Source organism: Xanthomonas sp. NCPPB 3218, assembly GCF_056725185.1.
Window position 1 is genome coordinate 3946973 of the sequence record NZ_CM161516.1, and the last position, 17705, is coordinate 3964677.

Here is a 17705-nt window from a genome sequence, read left to right on the forward strand (position 1 = left end):
CCCGTCCCCCATGTTCGATCTGCAGCAACTGCGTTGCTTTGTCGCCGTCGCCGACGAACTGCACTTCCGTCGCGCGGCCGAGCGCCTGAACATGACCCAGCCGCCGCTCAGCCGGCAGATTCAGTTGCTGGAGCACAGCGTCGGCACCGCGCTGCTAGAGCGCAACAGCCGGCATGTGCGGCTGACCCAGGCCGGGCGCAGCCTGCTTGCCGAAGCGCGCGCGATCCTGCGCATGGCCGAAAACGCCGGCCTGCGCGCGCGCCGGATCGGCACCGGCGATGCCGGTAACGTGTCGGTGGGTTTCACCGCAGGTGCCAGTTACCGCTTCCTGCCCGAGGCCATCGCGCGGTGGCGCAGGCAAGCGCCGGATGTGGATCTGCAACTCAAGGAGATGGTCAGCCTGGCGCAACTGGACGCACTGGATGCAGGCCGGCTGGATATCGGCCTGTTGCGCCCGCCGATCCAACGCCAGGGCCTGCACAGCCGCTGCGTGGCACGCGAACCGCTGATCGCCGCGCTGCCGGAAGACTCGCCGCTGGCGCACCGCGACAGCCTGCGTCTGCAGGATTTCCACGGCCAGCCGCTGGTCAATTACGCACCGGACGAGGCGCGTTATTTCTACGATCTGCTGGCGCAATTGTTCGGTGCGCGCGGCATCGCGCCGCGCTCGGTGCAATACGTCAGCCAGATTCATTCGGTGCTGGCGCTGGTACGCGGCGGCATGGGCATGGCGCTGGTGCCCGAAGGCGCCAGCGGCCTGCGTTACGCCGGCATCGTGTACCTGCCGCTGCGCGAGGAAACCCCTGCCACGCCGGTGGAGCTGCACCTGGTGTGGAAACAGGATAACGACAACCCTGCGCTGGGTCGTTTGATCGCCTGAGCCGGGCAAGGCGCGTGCGCTGTCACAGACGCACGGCAGCGCAGCCACTGTCCAACGCGGGGACCGGATTCGAAGCAACTGGCAACACGACTGCGCACCGCCGGGCGGGTGCGACCGGTGCCCGGTGCGGCATGGACCACGCGTACACGCCGGCTTTGAGCGCGACGCCGACAGCCACCTGACGACTGCTCGCCACGGTCTGCTCGCCGCTTCTACTGCCGCCCCACGCTCTGCACCACATGCAGGCGCCGCAGCCGGCGCATCACTTCGGCCAGATGGCGGCGGTCGCGGACCTGGATGTTGAAGCGCAGCACCGCCGCGTTGAAATCGCGGTCCAGGTAATCCACGCGCTCGATATTGGACTGGCTCTGCGCAATCGCCGCAGCCAGCTGGGCCAGCACGCCGGTGCGGTTTTCCACCTCGACGATCAAGGCGGTGTCGTAGTCGCCACTGACGCTGGAATCCCAGTCGATCGGCACCCAGCGTTCGGGCGATTTGCGCAGCTCGGCCAGGTTGGGGCAGTCCAGACGGTGCACCACGATGCCCTTGCCGGCGGTGTGGTAACCCATGATTTCGTCGCCGGGAATCGGCTGGCAACAGTTGGCGAAGCTGATCACGCCGCGCTCGCTGCCGTCGATCAGGATCTTTTCGTGCGAATGCTTGGAGTGGCCGCCACCGCGCAATTCGGCGTAGGCCATCAGCGCCTGCGCGGCCTGGGTCGGCATCCAGTTGCCCAGCGCCACGTCGGCCAGCAAGGCTTCCAGGCGTGGATAGCGGTGCTCGGTGAGGAAGGCGTCCAGGCGGCCCTTGGGCAGCCGCTCCAGCGAGCTGTCCATCGCTTCCAGCGCGCGATCGAGCATGCGGTGGCCGAGCTGCACGGCGTCTTCGTGTTCGAGCTGCTTGAGCTGGTGGCGGATCGCGGTACGCGCCTTGCTGCTGACCACGAACTCCAGCCACTGCGGCTTGGGCGTGGCCGAGCGCGCGGTGATGATTTCCACCGCCTGCCCGCTGACCAGCTTGGTGCGTAGCGGCACCAGCTTCTTGTCCACCCGCGAGGCGACCGCGCGGTTGCCCACGTCAGTGTGCACCGCATAGGCGAAATCCAGCGCGGTGGAGTTGCGCGGCAGCGCCAGGATCTTGCCCTTGGGCGTGAACAGATAGACCTCGTCCGGGAACAGGTCGACCTTGACGTTGTCCAGGAACTCCAGCGACGAGCCCGCCGCGCGTTGCGAATCGATCAGCTCCACGATCCAGTCGTGCGCGCGGCTCTGCGCGCTATTGGGCGAGGCCGAGCCGACCTTGTAGGTCCAGTGCGCAGCCACCCCGCGTTCGGCGATCAGGTCCATCTCCTCGGTGCGGATCTGCACTTCGATCGGCGAGCCATACGGGCCAAACAACACGGTGTGCAGCGACTGATAGCCGTTGGCCTTGGGGATGGCGATGAAATCGCGGAAGCGCCCGTCCAGCGGCTTGAAGGTGGCATGCACCGCGCCCAGCGCGTGATAGCAATCGGCCACCGAACGCACCACCAGGCGGAAGCCGAACACATCCATCACCTGGTCGAAGGACTTGTTCTCTTCGTGCATCTTGGAATAGATGCTCCAGGGCGTCTTGATGCGGCTGACCAGGCGGTGCTCCAGCCCTTCCTTGGCCAGCCGCTGCGACAGCTGCACTTCCACCTGCGCCATCGATTCGCGCCGCACCACCGGCTGGCTGCGGATATGTTTTTCGATGATGGCGTGACGCCACGGATACAGCGCGCGGAAGCCCAGGTTCTGCAGCTCGGACTTGATCAGGCTCATGCCCAGGCGCTGGGCGATCGGCGCGTAGATTTCCAGCGTTTCGCGCGCGATGCGGCTGCGCGCCTCGCTGCTCTGCGCGCCCAGCGTGCGCATGTTGTGCAGGCGGTCGGCCAGCTTGATCATGATCACGCGCAGGTCGCGCGACATCGCCAGCAGCATCTTGCGGAAGCTCTCCGCCGCCGCTTCCTGGCGGTCGCGGAACTTGAGCTTGTCCAGCTTGGTGACGCCATCGACCAGCTCGGCCACCGCTTCACCGAATTCCGACGCCAGCTCTTCGCGGGTCAGCGGGGTGTCTTCGATGGTGTCGTGCAGGATCGCGGCGATCAGCGATTCCATGTCCAGGCCGAGCTCGGCGAGTACGCCGGCCACCGCGACCGGATGGGTGATGTACGGCTCGCCCGACTTACGGGTCTGGCCGGCATGCGCGCTGGCGCCCACTTCCCAGGCACGGCGCAGGATCGGCAGCTGCTCCTTGGGAAGGTAGCTGGCCGCGCGTTCGAAGTGCAGGACGTAGTCGGGGATGGCCTGGTCGGAAGACGGAGACGTCACGACGGTCGCCTGGGCAGTGGGGCCTGGGTTCATGCCGGAAGACTATGCCAGCAACGCAGTCACGGCAAACGTTTGCACACTGCAGGCACCAAAGCGGGCCTGAAACGAAAACAGCCCGCGCGTGGCGGGCTGCTCAGATCGATCGCAGCGATGCGAACAATCAATCGTCGTTCTTGGACATGTCTTCGTCGGCAACGACTTCGGCAGCGGCCCATTCCAGCGCTTCGCGTTCGGCGCGCTCGCGCTCGGCCTTCTCGACTTCGTCGATCAGCGCGTTGTCGATCCGGCGTGCGGCGATCTCGCGCAGTGCCATCACGGTGGGCTTGTCGCTGGCGTCGGCATTTTCGATCAACGGCTGCACGCCGTTGGCGAGCTGACGGGCGCGCTTGGACGCCATCATGACCAGCTCGAAACGGTTGTTCACGACTTCCAGGCAATCTTCTACGGTAATGCGGGCCATGCGGGCTCCCGGCGACCAGCAACGGCCGCGCATCGAATGAGGGAAAGGGGGCGGAGTGTACGCCCGGGCCGCCGTCACGGCAACCTGGGCCCATTCAGTTTCCTTTGGAATCAGGGATTTGAGCAGCTCAGTCCAGCAAGGCCCGGATCAACGCCGCGTGCCGCTGCTGTTGCGCCTGCCGGCGCAGCCGGCTGGCGGTGAAGATCGCGCACATCTCCGAGACCGCGGTGTCGAAGGTCTCGTTGATGATGACGTAATCGAACTCTTCGAAATGCAGCATCTCTTCGCGGGCAGCGGCCAGCCGCTGCGCCATCACGTCCTCGCTGTCCTGGCCGCGCTTGCGCATGCGCTCGTCCAGCGCCTGGCGCGACGGCGGCAGGATGAACACGCTGACCGCGTCGGGCACCTTCTGGCGCACCTGGCGCGCGCCCTGCCAGTCGATCTCCAGCAGCACGTCGTGACCTGCGGCCAGCTGCGGCTCCACCGACTGCCGCGCGGTGCCCTTCCAGTCGCCATGCACCAGCGCGTATTCGAAGAAGTCGCCGGCTTCGATCATGCCCTGGAACTCGTCGGCGGAGACGAAATGGTAGTGCTCGGCATGCCGTTCGCCCGGCCGCGGCGCGCGCGAGGTGAACGAGATCGACAAGGCGATCTTGGGATCACGCGCCAGGGTGGCGTTGACGATGCTGCTCTTGCCGGCGCCGGAAGGGGCCGCAACGATATAGAGGGTGCCGCGCATAGGGTCAGGGATTCGGGCTTGGGGAGTCGGGATTCGCGAACGGGCTGCGGACCGGTACCACCGGGGTCGATATGCTACCGGTATTGGCCGCGCCCCGCTGAAACCCGGGATGGCCGTCGACCAATCCCGAATCCCCAATCACCACTCCCGGCTACTCGATGTTCTGCACCTGCTCGCGGATCTGGTCGATCAGCACCTTCAGATCCACCGCGGCGTTGGAGGTGCGGCTGTCCACCGACTTGGAGCCGAGCGTATTGGCTTCGCGGTTGAATTCCTGCAGCAGGAAGTCCAGGCGGCGGCCGACCGGCTCGCGCTGCCTGAGCACGCGGCGGATCTCGGCGATGTGGCTGGACAGGCGGTCGAGCTCTTCGTCCACGTCCAGCTTCTGCAGCCACAGCACCAGTTCCTGCTCGGCGCGCCCCGGGTCCACCGGATGCGGCAGATCGGCCAGCCGGGCGGCCAGCTTGGCACGCTGCCCTTCGCGGATGACGGGAATCAGCGTACGCACCTCGGCGGCGATACGTTCGATCGCATCGATCCGCTCGCTGATCGCATCGGCCAGCTTGGCGCCTTCGCGCTCGCGCGCGGCGACGAAACTGTCCACCACCTCATCCAGCAATGCCAGGGCCTGCGCCTGCAATGCCGGTGCGTCCACGTCCTGCACCTGCAGCACGCCGGGCAGCTGCAGCAGATCGGTGAAGCCGACCTGCAGCTTGGGGAACATGCCGTCAAGGCGCGTGGCCAGTGCGCCCAGTTCCTGCAGCAGCGATTCGTTCACGGCCAGGGTCTGCGCGTTGTCCGGCGCGCGCAGGCGCAGCGCCAGATCCAGCTTGCCGCGGCTGTTTTTCGCCGCCACGCGCTCGCGCAGCAGCGGCTCCAGCGCACGCAGTTCTTCGGGCAGGCGCACGCCCACTTCCAGAAACCGATGGTTGACCGAGCGCAGCTCGCAACCGAGCGTGCCCCAGGGCGTGATGCGTTCGCCACCCGCAAACGCGGTCATGCTTCGAATCATCGTCAGTCCCGTGCCTTCAAAGCGCGAATGGTACCCTAGCGGCCCGCGCTGGCTGACCGCCCCGCCACGCGCCGCCCCAGACCCACCTCCCGACTTCCGGACTCATCGCATGACCTTTTCCCGTCCCAGCGGCCGCACGGCCGACCAGCTGCGCCCGGTGCGCATCGAACGCGCCTTCACCCGTCACGCCGAAGGCTCGGTGCTGGTCAGCTTCGGCGACACCCGCGTGCTGTGCACCGCCAGCGTGGAAAACCGCGTCCCCGGATTCCTGCGCGGCAAGGGCGAAGGCTGGGTGACCGCCGAATACGGCATGCTGCCGCGCTCCACCCACACCCGTTCCGATCGCGAGGCCGCACGCGGCAAGCAGGGCGGACGCACGCTGGAGATCCAGCGCCTGATCGGCCGCGCACTGCGCGCCTGTGTGGATCGCAATGCCCTGGGCGAGCGCACCATCACCCTGGACTGCGACGTGCTGCAGGCCGATGGCGGCACCCGCACCGCCGCGATCACCGGCGCCTACGTGGCGCTGGCCGATGCGGTGAACCTGCTGCTCAAGCGCGGCGACATCAAGAAGCACCCGCTGATCGGCGCCGTGGCCGCGGTGTCGGTGGGCATCTATCGCGGCGAGCCGGTGCTGGATCTGGACTACCCCGAAGACAGCGACTGCGACACCGACATGAATGTGGTGATGAATGACGGCGGCGGCTTCATCGAGCTGCAGGGCACTGCCGAAGGCCACGCCTTCCGCCGCGACGAACTCAATGCACTGCTCGCACTCGCCGAACAAGGCATGAGCGAACTGTTCGCCCTGCAACGCGCTGCACTGGCCGGATGAGCCGGCGCATCGCCCTGACCACCCTGCTGGTCGCCGATTACGACGCGGCGATCGCCTGGTACACCGGCGCGCTGGGCTTCCAGGTGCTGGAGGATCGCGCACTTGGCGACGACAAGCGCTGGGTGGTGATCGGCCCGGGTGGCGCGCAGGACGCCGGCTTGCTGCTCGCGCAGCCGGCCGACGCCGCCCAGCGCGCGCGCATCGGCGACCAGACCGGGGGGCGGGTGGATCATTTTCTCTACACCGACGACTTCTGGCGCGACCATGCGGCGATGCAGGCGTTCGGGGTGGAATTCCTGGAAACCCCGCGCGAGGAACCGTACGGCACGGTCGTGGTGTTCCGCGATCTGTACGGCACCAAGTGGGACCTGCTGGAGCCCAAGCAATGAAACAACTGGTCCTGGCCAGCGGCAACGCCGGCAAGCTGGAAGAACTGCGCGCCATGCTCGCCGACCTGCCGCTGCGCATCGTGGCGCAAGGCGAGCTCGGCGTGGACGATGTGCCGGAAACCGGCCTGACCTTCGTCGAGAACGCCTTGATCAAGGCACGCCATGCCAGCGCGGTCACCGGTCTGCCGGCACTGGCCGACGACTCCGGTCTGATCGTCGACGCGCTCGGCGGCGCACCCGGCCTGTACAGCGCCCGCTATGCCGGCAGCCCGACCGATGCGCAGGCCAACAATGCCAAGCTGCTCGACGCCATGCGCGCCGTGCCGGCCGAGCGCCGCAGCGCGCGGTTTTACGCGGTGATCGTGCTGCTGCGTCACCCGGAAGATCCGCAACCGCTGATCGCCGAAGGCAGTTGGGAAGGGGTGATCACCACCGAACCACGCGGCACGGGCGGCTTTGGCTACAACCCGGTGTTCCTGGATCCGGTGCATGGCCTGACCGCTGCGGAGATGGATACCGCGCTGAAGAACCGGCTGAGTCACCGTGCGGTGGCGCTGGCCACGCTGCAGCACAAGCTGCACGCCCTGTCGCTGTGAACCATGGCCTGACGCAGTGCCCGACCTGATTCCACCGCCGCTGTCGCTTTACGTGCACCTGCCCTGGTGCGTGCGCAAATGCCCGTACTGCGATTTCAACTCGCATGCGGCCAAGGGCGTGCTGCCGTTCGAGGACTACGTGGATGCGTTGATCCGCGACCTGGATGCGGATCTGCCGCTGGTGTGGGGGCGCGTGGTGCATTCGGTGTTTTTCGGCGGCGGCACGCCGAGCCTGTTTCCGCCCGAAGCCATCGACAGATTCCTGCAAGCCGCCGCCGCGCGGCTGCGCTTTGCACCGAATCTGGAGATCACCCTGGAAACCAATCCAGGCACCGCCGAGCATGGCCGCTTCGACGGCTATCGCGCCGCCGGCGTGAACCGCCTGAGCTTCGGCGTGCAGACCTTCGACGATGTAGCGCTGCAGCGGCTGGGTCGCATCCACGACAGTGCCGAGGCCGAGCGTGCGATCAAGCTGGCGCAGGATGCCGGCTACGACAATTTCAATATCGACCTGATGTACGCGCTGCCCGAGCAGACCCTGGCACAGGCCGAGCGCGATCTCGAACGCGCCTTCGCGCTGCAGCCCACCCACCTGTCGCATTACCAGCTCACGCTGGAGCCGAACACGGTGTTCTTCGCGCGGCCGCCCAAGGGCATTCCCGACGACGATGCGGCCTGGGACATGCAGGAGCATTGCCAGCGCCTGCTGGCCGAGGCCGGCTACGCGCAGTACGAAGTGAGCGCCTACGCTAGGCCCGGGCGGCAATGCGCGCACAATCTCAATTACTGGCGCTTCGGCGATTACCTGGGCATCGGCGCCGGGGCGCACGGCAAGATCAGCTCCGGCGCCGAACAGCATGTGCTGCGACGCTGGAAGCACAAGCACCCACAGAGTTACCTGGCCAGCGCCGGCAGCGCGGCGTCGATCGGCGGCGACGAGATCGTGCCGCGTGAGCGGCTGCCGTTCGAATACATGCTCAACCTGCTGCGCCTGCACGAGGGCTTCGCCCTGCGCGATTTCGAAGTCTCCACCGGCCTGGATGCCTCGGTCATCGAGTTGCCTGTGGCGCGCGCGATTGCACAAGGCTGGATGACCGCGCAGGACGGACGCGTGGTGCCGACCGAGCTGGGCCGCCGCTTCACCAATGACGTGGTCGAGCTGTTTCTGGGCTGATCGCGGCGATCACGGCGCGGCACAGCAGCCAGCACGCCGCGCCGTGATCGGTAGCGCACGCGACATCACTGGCGCGCGGATCCAGCGAGCCGCGCCACGCGCGCCATCCGCATCAGGGTGGCGACCGTAGCTGGCGAGGCGCGTCCTGCGCCCGCCTGGTCGCTGCCCGGCGGAAAAACATGCTACATAGCTCACGCCTCGCACCGAGCCCGCCTCCCCCGGATGTCCACTCCCGCTTCCTCCCTGCAGCACACGCTCAGCGGCCCGATCGCCGATGCACCGGTTTCCGCGCGCGGGCGGCGCCTGCTCGCCGCGCTGCACGCGCATTGCATGCAGGCGCTCAGCGGGCCGCTGCGGCTGACCATCGTCGAGCTGGAACGCGAGCTGCTGCATCAGGCCGAGCATGCCCGCAACAGCCAGATCCAGGCCGAAACCTATGCGCAGACACGTGACCTGCGCGACCACATCGATCGGTTTCCGCAGGCGTTCCTGCAGCAGCTGGCGCAGGACCTGGCCACGCTGCGCGATCGCCCGTCGCTGATGCCAGCAGCCGATGCCGCAGCGCATCCGCAGATGCTCACCCTGGTGGAGGACACCGATATCGATCGCGATATCGTGCTCAGCGAGATTGCGCGCCGCGAAACCTCCCGCCGCGCCGATGCGCTGCAATTGCTGGCGCAGCGGGTGGCGGTGATCGGCGCGGTGGCCGAGTTCGAACTGGAAGCAGTGCCGCTGGGCCCGTACGCCTTGTGCCGCGTGCTGCGCCAGTGCGGCGAAACGCTGGGACTGAGCCTGGATGGGCAGCTGACGCTCTACCGCGTGTTCGAGCGTCAGGTCATCGAGCGTTTGAACGATCTGTACGAGCGCGCCAACGGCACGCTCGCGCAGGAAGGCATCCTGCCGGGGCTGATCTATCACCCGTACCTGGTCAAGCCCACCCAGGTGCAGACGCGGCGCGCACCGCCTGCAGCAGCCACCGCACCGAAGGATGCTGCGGCCGCCAGCACGCGCGCGCTGCCGCCGCGCAACGGGCGGCCTGCAACCGGCTGGAGCGGGCAATCGGCACCGACACCGTGGCAGAGCGCGCTGCTGGATCCGCCCGCCATGCAGATGACACTGGCAGCGGCGACCGACGGTGAGCAGGCAGCACCTGCGCTGAGCGATGCAGTGCAGGCGCTCGGCGGCCTGATGTCGTCGGCGCGCCGGTCGCAGGCGGCCGGCAACGTAGGCGCAGCGGCGAATCAAAGCTCTGCAGATCACGGCGCAGCGCCTGCAAGCAGCGCCCAGGCAACACCCGAAAAAGCATCTCCCCGGCTCGCCCCCTCGGCCGTGCCCAAGGCCGCCGTCAGCGACGCACTGGCCAGCCTGCAGGGCACGCTGGCGGCACAGGCAGCGGCAGCGGCGCAGCCGACCGGCATCGATGCGGTGCAGCGCCAGCTGCTGGCCTTGCTGCGGGCGCAACACGGCCCCGACGCCGCGCTGTCGCCGCAGGACACCGACGCCTTCGATCTGCTCGGCCTGCTCTACGCGCAGATGCAACGCGAAGTGCGCGAGCAGACCCCGGCGCGGGCCCTGCTCGCCAAGTTGCAGGTGCCGGTGGTGCGCGCGGCCTTGGCCGATATGCATTTCTTCGTGCGCGACCAGCACCCGGTGCGCGAATTGCTCAACACCGTGGCCGAGTCCGGCGCGGTCTGGCTGGGCGACGACGATGTCGACCCGCAGTTGCTGCACAAGCTGGGCAGCGCGGTGGACCGGATCGTCAACGACTACCAGGGCGACGAGGCCGTGTTCGCCGCGGCCAACGCCGATATCCAGGCGCATCTGCGCGCCTTGGTGCGCAAGGCCGACCTCGCCGAGCGCCGCCATGTGGATGCGGCGCGCGGCAAGGAGCGGCTGGAGTCGGCCAAGCAGCAGGCCGAGGCGCGCATCGAGCAGCTGTGCGAGCAGAGCGTCCCGCCGCGCTTCGTGCAGGCGCTGCTGCGTCAGGCATGGTCGGACGTGCTGACGCTGACATTGCTGCGCCAGGGCGAGCAATCGCCCGAATGGGACGAGCGCCAGGCCCTGACCGCGCGCATCGCCGAAGTCACCTGCCGCAGCAAGGGGCAACCTGCCGACATCGCGCTCGGCACCGAGATCGAAACCGCGCTGCTGCAGGTCGGCTATCACCACGATGAAGCGGCGGCGATTGCGCGGCGCCTGTCCACGCCCGGCGGCGAGGACGAGACGACCTCGCGCACCGAGCTCGCCACCAGGCTCAAGGCGCGCACGCGGCTGGGCGACCAGGGCGACAGCACACCGCGCAAGGACATCGCCGGCCCGCGTTCGCCGGCCGAAGAGGCCTGCTACACGCAGCTGCGCAGCCTGCCGTTCGGCAGCTGGTTCGAGTTCGTGATCAACCAGCAGGGCGACCTACGTCGGCAACGGCTGTCCTGGTACAGCCCGATGACCGGTAACGCGCTGTTCGTCAATCAACGTGGGCAAAAGGTCGCCGAGCACTCGCTGGATGGCCTGTCGCGGCTGATGGCCGGCGGCCAGGCGCGCCTGCTGGTCGAAGAGAAATCGCGCCTGATCGACCGCGCCTGGCATGCCACCGTGCGCACGCTGCGCAGCCTGGCCGGCCAAGCGCCCGCCGCGGAGGTCAACCCATGATCCAGGACACCCGCCGCGCACCGCGCCGCCAGCCGTCCGACCTGATACCGGTGACCGACATGCTCAGCGAGGCGCAGATCGGCCGGGTCGGCAATGTCTCGGAAACCGGCATGCTGCTGCTGGCCTCGGTTCCGCTGCACGACGACGCCCTGTACCAGCTGCGCTTCAGCCTGCCCGAGCGCATCGGCCGCGCCACCGAGATCGATGTCGGCGTGCATCTGTTGTGGAGCGAAGCCGCGCACGCACCCGGGCAGGCCTGGGCCGGCTTCCGCTTCCTGACCATGTCCGAGCCGCATCGCCAACGCCTGCGCGCCTGGATCGCCGAAGAACACATGCTGGGCTGAAGGACAGCATCACCACGATTACGGCAAAATCGCGACCTGTCTTTGCATTGCCGATCGAGCCCCGCATGCCCCAGCCGTCCTTGAGCCACCTGTATTCCGACCACCTGCGCACGCTGACCGCGCGCGCCGACGAGGCGCTGCAGCGCGGCGGCTTCGACCACCTGGTGGTGCCCAGTGGCAGCCTGCATTACCAGGTGTTCGACGACCGCGACTATCCCTATGCGGTCAATCCGCAGTTCAAGGCCTGGGTGCCGCTGACGCGGGTGCCCAACAGCTGGCTGGTCTACACCCCGGGCAAGCGCCCGACGCTGATCTTCTGCCAGCCGTTGGACTATTGGCATGTGGTGCCCGAGGCGCCCAGCGGCTGGTGGGTGGAGCACTGCGACATCCACATCATCCGCACCCCGGACCAGGCCCTGGCGCTGCTGCCCAGGCAGACCGACCGTTGCGCCATCCTGGGCGAGGCGCAGAGCGCGCTAGGTGCGTATGTGCCCAACAATCCGCAGCCGGTGCTCGATTACCTGGACTACCAGCGCGCGTTCAAGACGCCGTACGAACTGGCCTTGCTGCGCATCGCCCAGCAGCTGGCAGTGCGCGGCCATCGCGCCGCCGAAGCGGCCTTCCGCGCCGGCCAGAGCGAGTTCGGCATCCATATGGCCTACTGCGCCGCCGTCGGTCAGGACGCCAACGAACTGCCCTACGGCAACATCATCGCGCTCAACGAACACGGCGCGGTGCTGCACTACACCGAACTCGGCCAGCAGCCGCCTCAGCCGCTGCGCAGCTTCCTGATCGATGCCGGTGCTTCGGCCTACGGCTACGCCAGCGACATCACCCGCACCTATGCCGCCGACCCCGGCAGCGAATTCCAGGCCCTGATCGATGCGGTGGATGCCGCACAGATCCGCATGGGCCAGAGCGTGCGCAGCGGCGTGGATTACAAGCAGTTGCACGTGGATGCGCATCTGGCCCTGATGGGCATCCTCAAGGACTTCGGCATCCTCACCGTGTCGCCGGAAGCTGCGCTCGCCACCGGCGTCAGCGCGGCATTCTTCCCGCACGGGCTTGGCCATCTGATCGGCCTGCAGGTGCACGACGTGGCAGGCTTTGCGGCCAGCGACCGCGGCGGCCGCATCGAACGCCCCGCCGGCCACCCGTATCTGCGGCTGACCCGCGTGCTGGAAGCGGGCATGGTGGTCACCATCGAACCGGGCGTGTACTTCATCGACATGCTGCTGGACGAAGTGAAGAAGAACGGCCATGCCGCCAGCGTCGACTGGGCGCGCGTTGCGCAGTTCAAACCCTACGGCGGCATCCGTATCGAAGACGAGGTGGTGTGCACCGATGGCGCGCCCGAAAATCTGACCCGCCCGGTGTTTGCCGCCCCTTGAATCCTTCCGCACCGCACGGAGCATTGCCATGAACGATCCACGCCAGTCCTCGCACCCCGACCATCCGATGTATCAACAGATCCAGCGCGGCGTGCATGCAATCGATGCGGCACATGGACGCACACCCGACCAGACCAGCGACCGGCTCAGCGCGGCCCTGTTGCCGCTGGCCAAGGAAGGCGGCCTGTCGCGCGTGGATCATGTGCTGATGAGCGAGGCCAACAATCGCGGCGTACACGGTGGCGAAAACGTGTTCGTGGTGCAGGGCGACCCGGCCAACCCGGCGCATCTGCGCGCGCACATGAAGACCGAGCAGGCATTGAACACGCCGGAAGCGCAATCGTTCGCACGCGCGCAGCAACTGGCTACCCCGGGCGAACAGGTCCAGCAGCCCGAACGCACCCAGACGCCACAACTGGGCCAGTAGAACGGCGCGCAGCACAACGGCCGGGCGTCTCATGCCTGCAAGGCGCCCGGCGCGGCTCGAACGCCGGCGCCGCCCTCAGCCGGATACGCCGCGCAATCTCAACCAAGCCGGCAGTGCGCGTGTTGCTCGCAAGGCAATGCACCGATCCAGGTCGCGGCGGCTCATGGCGGCATGACCGCGCTATGCGCGCAACGCGTCGCGGTCCGCCATCTCCGCTTCGATCTCGTCGGCGCTGCGCGCCAGCGCATCGGTCAGCACCCGATGGCCGTCGGCGGTGATCAGCACATTGTCTTCGGTGCGGATGCCGATGCCGCGCCACCTGGCCTCCACCGTGGTGTCGTCGGCGGAGATGTAGAGCCCCGGCTCGATGGTGAACACCATGCCGGGCTCGAGCAGACGCGAGTCGCCAGCCAACCGGTAGTCGCCCACATCGTGCACATCCAGCCCCAGCCAGTGGCCGGTCTTGTGCCGATAGAAGCGCTTGTAATGGCCGTCGGCGATATTGCGCTCCAGCTTGCCCTTGAGCAGGCCCAACTGCAGCAGCCCCTCGGTCAGGGTCTGCACCGCGGCCAGATGCCCGGCTTCGTAGGGCACGCCGGGGCGCGCCTGCGCCAGTGCGGCAGCCTGCGCAGCGCCGACCAGATCGTGCAGCGCACGCTGCGCGGGGGTGAAACGGCCGTTGACCGGAAAGGTGCGGGTGATATCGGCCGCGTAGCCGCGGTACTCGGCGCCGGCATCGATCAGCACCAGTTCGCCATCGCGGCTGCGCGCATTGTTGGCGCGGTAGTGCAGCACGCAGGCATTGCTGCCGGTGCCGACGATGCTGCCGTACGCCGGCCACGCATCGGCGGCGCGGAACGCGCACTCCACCTCGGCCTGCAGTTCGTACTCGTGCACACCCGGCCGCGCCAGCCGCATGGCGGCGCGATGCGCGCGCACGCTGATGTCGGCGGCGTGCTGCATCAAGGCGATTTCGTCGCGCGACTTGAACAGCCGCTGCTCGTGCAGCAGATGCCCGAGCTCGAGGAATTCGTGCGGCGGCTGCGCGCCGTGGCGCACCTGCTCGCGCACGCGCTTGAGCCAGCCGATCAGCTTGAGGTCGAAGTCGACATCGCGCCCGAAGTGGTAATAGACGCGGCTGCGCCCTTCCAGCAGGCCCGGCAGGATCTCGTCGACATCGTCGATGGGGTACGCATCGTCCATGCCGTAGCGCTCCACCGCGCCTTCCTGGCCCTCGCGCGGGCCATCCCAGGCCTCACGCTCGGCATCGCGCTCGCGGCAGAACAGGATCGCCTCGCCATGCTTGCGGCCCGGCACCAGCACCAGCACCGCTTCCGGCTCGGGGAAACCGCTCAGATACCAGAAATCCGAATCCTGCCGATACGGGTAGTGGGTGTCGTGGCTGCGCACCCGCTCGGGCGCCGCCGGCAGGATCAGGATGGCCTGATCGCCGGCCATCTGCATCAGCTGCTTGCGCCGACGCGCGTACTCGGCCGCGCCGATCCCGGTGAGTTTTTTCATGGCGGTCGTGCGGTCAGTTCAGACGTTGGCGGAAGCGCGGCCCCATCACGCAGTCGCCATGCAGCAACAGCACCGCTACGCGCACGAACTCCTCGATCTCCGCCAGGGCGGTGTCGTCTTCGTCGGCCGCATCGAAATCGTCGCTGGACGCCTGCGCCAGCCGCGCCAGGTCCTGTAGCGCCTCTTCGCCCTCTTCGGTCAGTGCCGGGCGCTGCTGCGCCGCCAGGCCGAAGCCACCCAGAAAGGCACGACACCAGTCGAACAAGGCATCGGTGCGCGCCGCCAGCGGTGCGCCGTCGTCGATCAGCAACAATTCGAAAGCGAAATCGCGGTCTTCCAGCTGCGCCACCGTGGCCTGCCGCATCTGGTCCAGCGCCCCGCCCTGCCTGGGCGCCACCTGCGCGGTGTCGGCCAGGATGCGCGCCAGCCAGTCGCCGCTGTCGGCACCCCCACCGGAGAGCCACCCGCACAGCCCGCCGTGCAACTCCGCTGCGGAGGAAGCCAACTCCAGCTGGCGACTTTCGTTTTGCACAGCGGTTACATCGGGCAGATCCATCGGGTCATCCAGGCTGGGAACAGGAGGTGCCGGCACATGGGCCGGCGATTTGACTTCCCAGTGTATCAAGGCACCCCCGCGTCGGCCGCCAGCGGCGTGTTCCCTACGGGGTCCACGCGCGTGACGCCGGCCGCGCCGGGCGCAGTGCAAGCCCTTGTCGGGATTGGCCTGACGGCGGGTAAGCGGGCTGCGATCGGGCGCTTGACCGCCGCGCGCACGCGCCCCTATCGTGAGCGCATGGACAACGCCGCCGCCCTCGCCCAGATCCGCGCACTTGCCGCCCGTGTGGAGGCCCTGGTCGAGCGCAGCCAGCGGTTGACCGACGAGAACCGCAGCCTGCGTCACCAGCAGGAACAGTTGATCGGCGAGCGCGCGCAATTGCTGACCAAGAACGAACAGGCGCGCTCGCGCGTGGAAGCGATGATCGTGCGCTTGAAATCCCTGGAGCAGCACACGTGAGCAACAACGAGCCGGTCAGCGTGCGTATTCTGGATCGTGAATACACCGTTGGCGTCACCGCCGACGAACGCGAGAGCCTCACCGCTGCGGCGCGCCTGCTGGATCTGCGCATGCGCGAGATTCGCGGCAGCAATCGCATGGCAGCGGTGGACCGCGTTGCGGTGCTGGCCGCACTCAATCTGGCGCACGAATTGCAGCAGCTGCGCGATCAGCAAGCGTTGTACGACCGTGAACTGGCCAACACGCTGGACAGCTTGAATCGCCGCCTGGACAGCGTGTCCGACACGCCGCGTTGAGGTGCAGTTCGCACTGTCGTCGCAAATATGAACTTTCAATTGCGCCGGCCGACGAATGGGCTAGCCATCGCGCAGCAGAGGTCTATACTTCACCTGCGTTCTCTGCTGTAAACGACAGCGTGCAAAACATTCGCCTTGTCCCTTAATTACGACCACGGGGGCGCGACGAAGCCGGGAGTGCAAGTCCGCCTTGTAGCGGGAAGCCCGAAGGCCTCACAACGTCCCCACTTGAACCCCGGGTTCAAGGTCGTTTCGCCCGCATCGTTCACGGCGGAGAATGCAAATCTGAAACGGCGCCTTCGGGCGCCGTTTCTTTTTGCGTGTCTGAAACGCACGGCACGCGCAGTTCGGCTGCGCCGCTGTTGTAATGACTACGCTAAGACATGCGTGCGTGCGTGCGCCGCAACGTTGCCAGTGCTGCATGCACGCGCTCAGCGACAGGCGAGAGACTTGCGGGCACCGGCGATCGGTGGGACACGCGCAGCTAGGCAGGCGCGTCCACGCCATCGACAATATCCCTCCGCCTATCGCTGCGAGACGCCATGACCGACGACCGAGACGCCTTGCGCCAGCAGTTGCGTGCGCTGCGCCGCAGCCTGCCCGCAGCGCAGCGCCTGGCAGCCGCCGATGCGCTGGCCGAGCGCCTGCTGGCGCTGCCGTTCGCGCCGCAGACCGGCGCGGTGGCCGGGTACTGGGCGATGGATGGCGAAATCGCGCTGCATCGCTGGCAACTGAGCCTGCCGGCCGGCGTGCGCTATTGCCTGCCGGTGCTGGACGGGCGCGTCCTGCGCTTTGCGCCGTGGCGGCCGGGCCAGGGGCTGGTCAGCAACCGCTACGGCATCCCCGAGCCGGACGTGGCGCGCACCGCGCTGCTCGCACCCGAGGAGATGGCGCTGGTGGTGACGCCGTTGACCGGCTTCGACGCGCAGTGCCGGCGGCTGGGCATGGGAGGCGGCTGGTATGATCGGAGCTTCGCGTTCCGGCACCGCCAGACGCCGCCGCCCTGGCTGGTCGGCGTCGGCTTCGCCGCGCAGCAGCTACCCGCCCTGCCCACCGAATCCTGGGACGTGGCGGTGGATGCGATCTGCACCGAACACGCCACCTTCCTGAAAGACGACGCCGTTTCCGTATGACTGCCCGCAAGCGCTACTGGTTGATGAAGTCCGAGCCGGACACGTTTTCCATCGATGATCTGGAACGCGTCGGCACCGAACCGTGGAACGGCGTGCGCAACTACCAGGCACGCAACTTCATGCGCGACGGCATGCATGTCGGCGATGGGGTGTTGTTTTACCACTCCAACTGCAGAGTGCCGGGCATTGTCGGCGTCGCCAAGGTCGCCAGCGCGGCGTATCCGGACGACACCCAGTTCGATCCCAAATCCGACTACCACGACCCCAAGGCCACCCGCGAAGATCCGCGCTGGATGCTGGTGGACGTGGCCTTCGAGCGCAAGCTCACGCGCACGATCGCACTGGACGAAATCAAGCAGCAGGCCGACGCACTGGGCGAAGGCTTCCCGCTGATCGCCCGCGGCAACCGCCTGTCGATCCTGCCGGTGACCGCCGCGCAGTGGAAATTGTTGCTGGCGATGGAGTAGCCGGGAGTAGAGATTCGGGATTTGCG

19 protein-coding genes and 1 other RNA gene are annotated in these 17705 nt (G+C 67.6%); 14 read left to right on the forward strand and 6 right to left on the reverse strand.

Annotated features, from left to right (window positions below):
- Positions 1–10: 10 nt before the first annotated feature.
- Positions 11–880 (forward strand): LysR family transcriptional regulator, encoded by an 870-nt coding sequence (locus AC1PLS_RS16350; protein WP_046344132.1) that lies wholly within the window; start codon positions 11–13, stop codon positions 878–880.
- Positions 881–1092: 212 nt separating this feature from the next.
- Here the strand turns inward: AC1PLS_RS16350 and AC1PLS_RS16355 are convergent, their stop codons facing one another.
- The 4 genes from AC1PLS_RS16355 to AC1PLS_RS16370 all read right to left on the reverse strand — a co-directional run bounded on the left by AC1PLS_RS16355 (position 1093) and on the right by AC1PLS_RS16370 (position 5442).
- Entirely contained in the window at positions 1093–3264 is a 2172-nt protein-coding gene (locus AC1PLS_RS16355) for a RelA/SpoT family protein (protein ID WP_024938122.1), read from the reverse strand.
- A 127-nt stretch (positions 3265–3391) separates the two neighbouring features.
- Positions 3392–3691 (reverse strand): DNA-directed RNA polymerase subunit omega, encoded by a 300-nt coding sequence (gene rpoZ / locus AC1PLS_RS16360; protein ID WP_002812428.1) that lies wholly within the window; start codon positions 3689–3691, stop codon positions 3392–3394.
- Positions 3692–3818: 127 nt separating this feature from the next.
- Positions 3819–4430: a guanylate kinase gene (gmk, locus tag AC1PLS_RS16365; RefSeq protein ID WP_016903572.1), complete on the reverse strand. Its 612-nt coding sequence runs from the start codon at positions 4428–4430 to the stop codon at positions 3819–3821.
- Positions 4431–4581: 151 nt separating this feature from the next.
- Positions 4582–5442 carry a YicC/YloC family endoribonuclease gene (locus tag AC1PLS_RS16370; RefSeq protein WP_349777946.1) on the reverse strand — a complete coding sequence of 287 codons (861 nt, stop codon included), beginning with the start codon at positions 5440–5442 and terminating at the stop codon, positions 4582–4584.
- Between the two features lie 109 nt (positions 5443–5551).
- On the opposite strand from AC1PLS_RS16370, the gene rph reads away from it, so the two are divergent.
- The 8 genes from rph (at position 5552) to AC1PLS_RS16410 (ending at position 13247) form a co-directional block, all read left to right on the forward strand.
- The gene (gene rph / locus AC1PLS_RS16375) at positions 5552–6277 is read left to right on the forward strand and encodes a ribonuclease PH (protein WP_024938119.1); all 726 of its coding nucleotides are present in this window, start codon (positions 5552–5554) and stop codon (positions 6275–6277) included.
- Positions 6274–6666 carry a VOC family protein gene (locus AC1PLS_RS16380; protein ID WP_184433612.1) on the forward strand — a complete coding sequence of 131 codons (393 nt, stop codon included), beginning with the start codon at positions 6274–6276 and terminating at the stop codon, positions 6664–6666. The genes rph and AC1PLS_RS16380 overlap by 4 nt, the downstream gene beginning before the upstream one ends.
- Positions 6663–7262 carry an RdgB/HAM1 family non-canonical purine NTP pyrophosphatase gene (gene rdgB, locus AC1PLS_RS16385; protein WP_016903568.1) on the forward strand — a complete coding sequence of 200 codons (600 nt, stop codon included), beginning with the start codon at positions 6663–6665 and terminating at the stop codon, positions 7260–7262. Before AC1PLS_RS16380 ends, rdgB begins: the two co-directional genes overlap by 4 nt.
- A 16-nt stretch (positions 7263–7278) precedes the next feature.
- On the forward strand, positions 7279–8436 hold the full coding sequence (gene hemW, locus AC1PLS_RS16390; RefSeq protein WP_481103856.1) for a radical SAM family heme chaperone HemW: 1158 nt from the start codon (positions 7279–7281) through the stop codon (positions 8434–8436).
- A 222-nt stretch (positions 8437–8658) separates the two neighbouring features.
- Positions 8659–11085, forward strand: coding sequence for a DUF1631 domain-containing protein (locus AC1PLS_RS16395; protein ID WP_481103857.1), 2427 nt, complete (start codon positions 8659–8661; stop codon positions 11083–11085).
- On the forward strand, positions 11082–11429 hold the full coding sequence (locus AC1PLS_RS16400; RefSeq protein WP_046344154.1) for a PilZ domain-containing protein: 348 nt from the start codon (positions 11082–11084) through the stop codon (positions 11427–11429). The genes AC1PLS_RS16395 and AC1PLS_RS16400 overlap by 4 nt, the downstream gene beginning before the upstream one ends.
- A gap of 65 nt (positions 11430–11494) precedes the next feature.
- Positions 11495–12820 (forward strand): Xaa-Pro dipeptidase, encoded by a 1326-nt coding sequence (gene pepQ / locus AC1PLS_RS16405; protein WP_184608605.1) that lies wholly within the window; start codon positions 11495–11497, stop codon positions 12818–12820.
- Between the two features lie 28 nt (positions 12821–12848).
- Complete coding sequence (locus AC1PLS_RS16410) at positions 12849–13247, forward strand: XVIPCD domain-containing protein (protein WP_481103858.1); 399 nt, start codon at positions 12849–12851, stop codon at positions 13245–13247.
- A 180-nt stretch (positions 13248–13427) separates the two neighbouring features.
- On the opposite strand, the gene AC1PLS_RS16415 is transcribed toward AC1PLS_RS16410, so the two are convergent.
- A complete protein-coding gene (locus AC1PLS_RS16415) occupies positions 13428–14768 on the reverse strand; it encodes an aminopeptidase P N-terminal domain-containing protein (RefSeq protein WP_102251359.1) in 1341 nt (446 codons plus the stop codon).
- Positions 14769–14781: 13 nt separating this feature from the next.
- Positions 14782–15324 (reverse strand): YecA/YgfB family protein, encoded by a 543-nt coding sequence (locus AC1PLS_RS16420; RefSeq protein WP_024938111.1) that lies wholly within the window; start codon positions 15322–15324, stop codon positions 14782–14784.
- Between the two features lie 237 nt (positions 15325–15561).
- On the opposite strand from AC1PLS_RS16420, the gene AC1PLS_RS16425 reads away from it, so the two are divergent.
- From AC1PLS_RS16425 to AC1PLS_RS16445, 5 genes are all read left to right on the forward strand, one after another.
- A complete protein-coding gene (locus AC1PLS_RS16425) occupies positions 15562–15783 on the forward strand; it encodes a TIGR02449 family protein (RefSeq protein WP_024938110.1) in 222 nt (73 codons plus the stop codon).
- Positions 15780–16079: a cell division protein ZapA gene (locus tag AC1PLS_RS16430; protein ID WP_016903560.1), complete on the forward strand. Its 300-nt coding sequence runs from the start codon at positions 15780–15782 to the stop codon at positions 16077–16079. The genes AC1PLS_RS16425 and AC1PLS_RS16430 overlap by 4 nt, the downstream gene beginning before the upstream one ends.
- A gap of 96 nt (positions 16080–16175) precedes the next feature.
- A non-coding RNA gene (ssrS, locus tag AC1PLS_RS16435) (6S RNA) lies at positions 16176–16360 on the forward strand.
- Between the two features lie 261 nt (positions 16361–16621).
- On the forward strand, positions 16622–17212 hold the full coding sequence (locus tag AC1PLS_RS16440; RefSeq protein WP_102580704.1) for a 5-formyltetrahydrofolate cyclo-ligase: 591 nt from the start codon (positions 16622–16624) through the stop codon (positions 17210–17212).
- Entirely contained in the window at positions 17209–17679 is a 471-nt protein-coding gene (locus AC1PLS_RS16445; protein ID WP_481103859.1) for an EVE domain-containing protein, read from the forward strand. The genes AC1PLS_RS16440 and AC1PLS_RS16445 overlap by 4 nt, the downstream gene beginning before the upstream one ends.
- The last annotated feature ends 26 nt before the right edge of the window (positions 17680–17705 follow it).

Bases quoted from the DNA above. Each gene is read 5' to 3' on its own strand.
- AC1PLS_RS16355 (WP_024938122.1), bottom strand. From the start codon at position 3,264: ATGAACCCAGGCCCCACTGCCCAGGCGACCGTCGTGACGTCTCCGTCT.
- AC1PLS_RS16445 (WP_481103859.1), top strand. From the start codon at position 17,209: ATGACTGCCCGCAAGCGCTACTGGTTGATGAAGTCCGAGCCGGACACG.
- pepQ (WP_184608605.1), top strand. From the start codon at position 11,495: ATGCCCCAGCCGTCCTTGAGCCACCTGTATTCCGACCACCTGCGCACG.
- AC1PLS_RS16440 (WP_102580704.1), top strand. From the start codon at position 16,622: ATGACCGACGACCGAGACGCCTTGCGCCAGCAGTTGCGTGCGCTGCGC.
- AC1PLS_RS16410 (WP_481103858.1), top strand. From the start codon at position 12,849: ATGAACGATCCACGCCAGTCCTCGCACCCCGACCATCCGATGTATCAA.
- rpoZ (WP_002812428.1), bottom strand. From the start codon at position 3,691: ATGGCCCGCATTACCGTAGAAGATTGCCTGGAAGTCGTGAACAACCGT.
- rdgB (WP_016903568.1), top strand. From the start codon at position 6,663: ATGAAACAACTGGTCCTGGCCAGCGGCAACGCCGGCAAGCTGGAAGAA.
- gmk (WP_016903572.1), bottom strand. From the start codon at position 4,430: ATGCGCGGCACCCTCTATATCGTTGCGGCCCCTTCCGGCGCCGGCAAG.
- AC1PLS_RS16425 (WP_024938110.1), top strand. From the start codon at position 15,562: ATGGACAACGCCGCCGCCCTCGCCCAGATCCGCGCACTTGCCGCCCGT.
- AC1PLS_RS16395 (WP_481103857.1), top strand. From the start codon at position 8,659: ATGTCCACTCCCGCTTCCTCCCTGCAGCACACGCTCAGCGGCCCGATC.
- AC1PLS_RS16370 (WP_349777946.1), bottom strand. From the start codon at position 5,442: ATGATTCGAAGCATGACCGCGTTTGCGGGTGGCGAACGCATCACGCCC.
- AC1PLS_RS16380 (WP_184433612.1), top strand. From the start codon at position 6,274: ATGAGCCGGCGCATCGCCCTGACCACCCTGCTGGTCGCCGATTACGAC.
- AC1PLS_RS16415 (WP_102251359.1), bottom strand. From the start codon at position 14,768: ATGAAAAAACTCACCGGGATCGGCGCGGCCGAGTACGCGCGTCGGCGC.
- AC1PLS_RS16420 (WP_024938111.1), bottom strand. From the start codon at position 15,324: ATGGATCTGCCCGATGTAACCGCTGTGCAAAACGAAAGTCGCCAGCTG.
- AC1PLS_RS16350 (WP_046344132.1), top strand. From the start codon at position 11: ATGTTCGATCTGCAGCAACTGCGTTGCTTTGTCGCCGTCGCCGACGAA.
- rph (WP_024938119.1), top strand. From the start codon at position 5,552: ATGACCTTTTCCCGTCCCAGCGGCCGCACGGCCGACCAGCTGCGCCCG.
- AC1PLS_RS16400 (WP_046344154.1), top strand. From the start codon at position 11,082: ATGATCCAGGACACCCGCCGCGCACCGCGCCGCCAGCCGTCCGACCTG.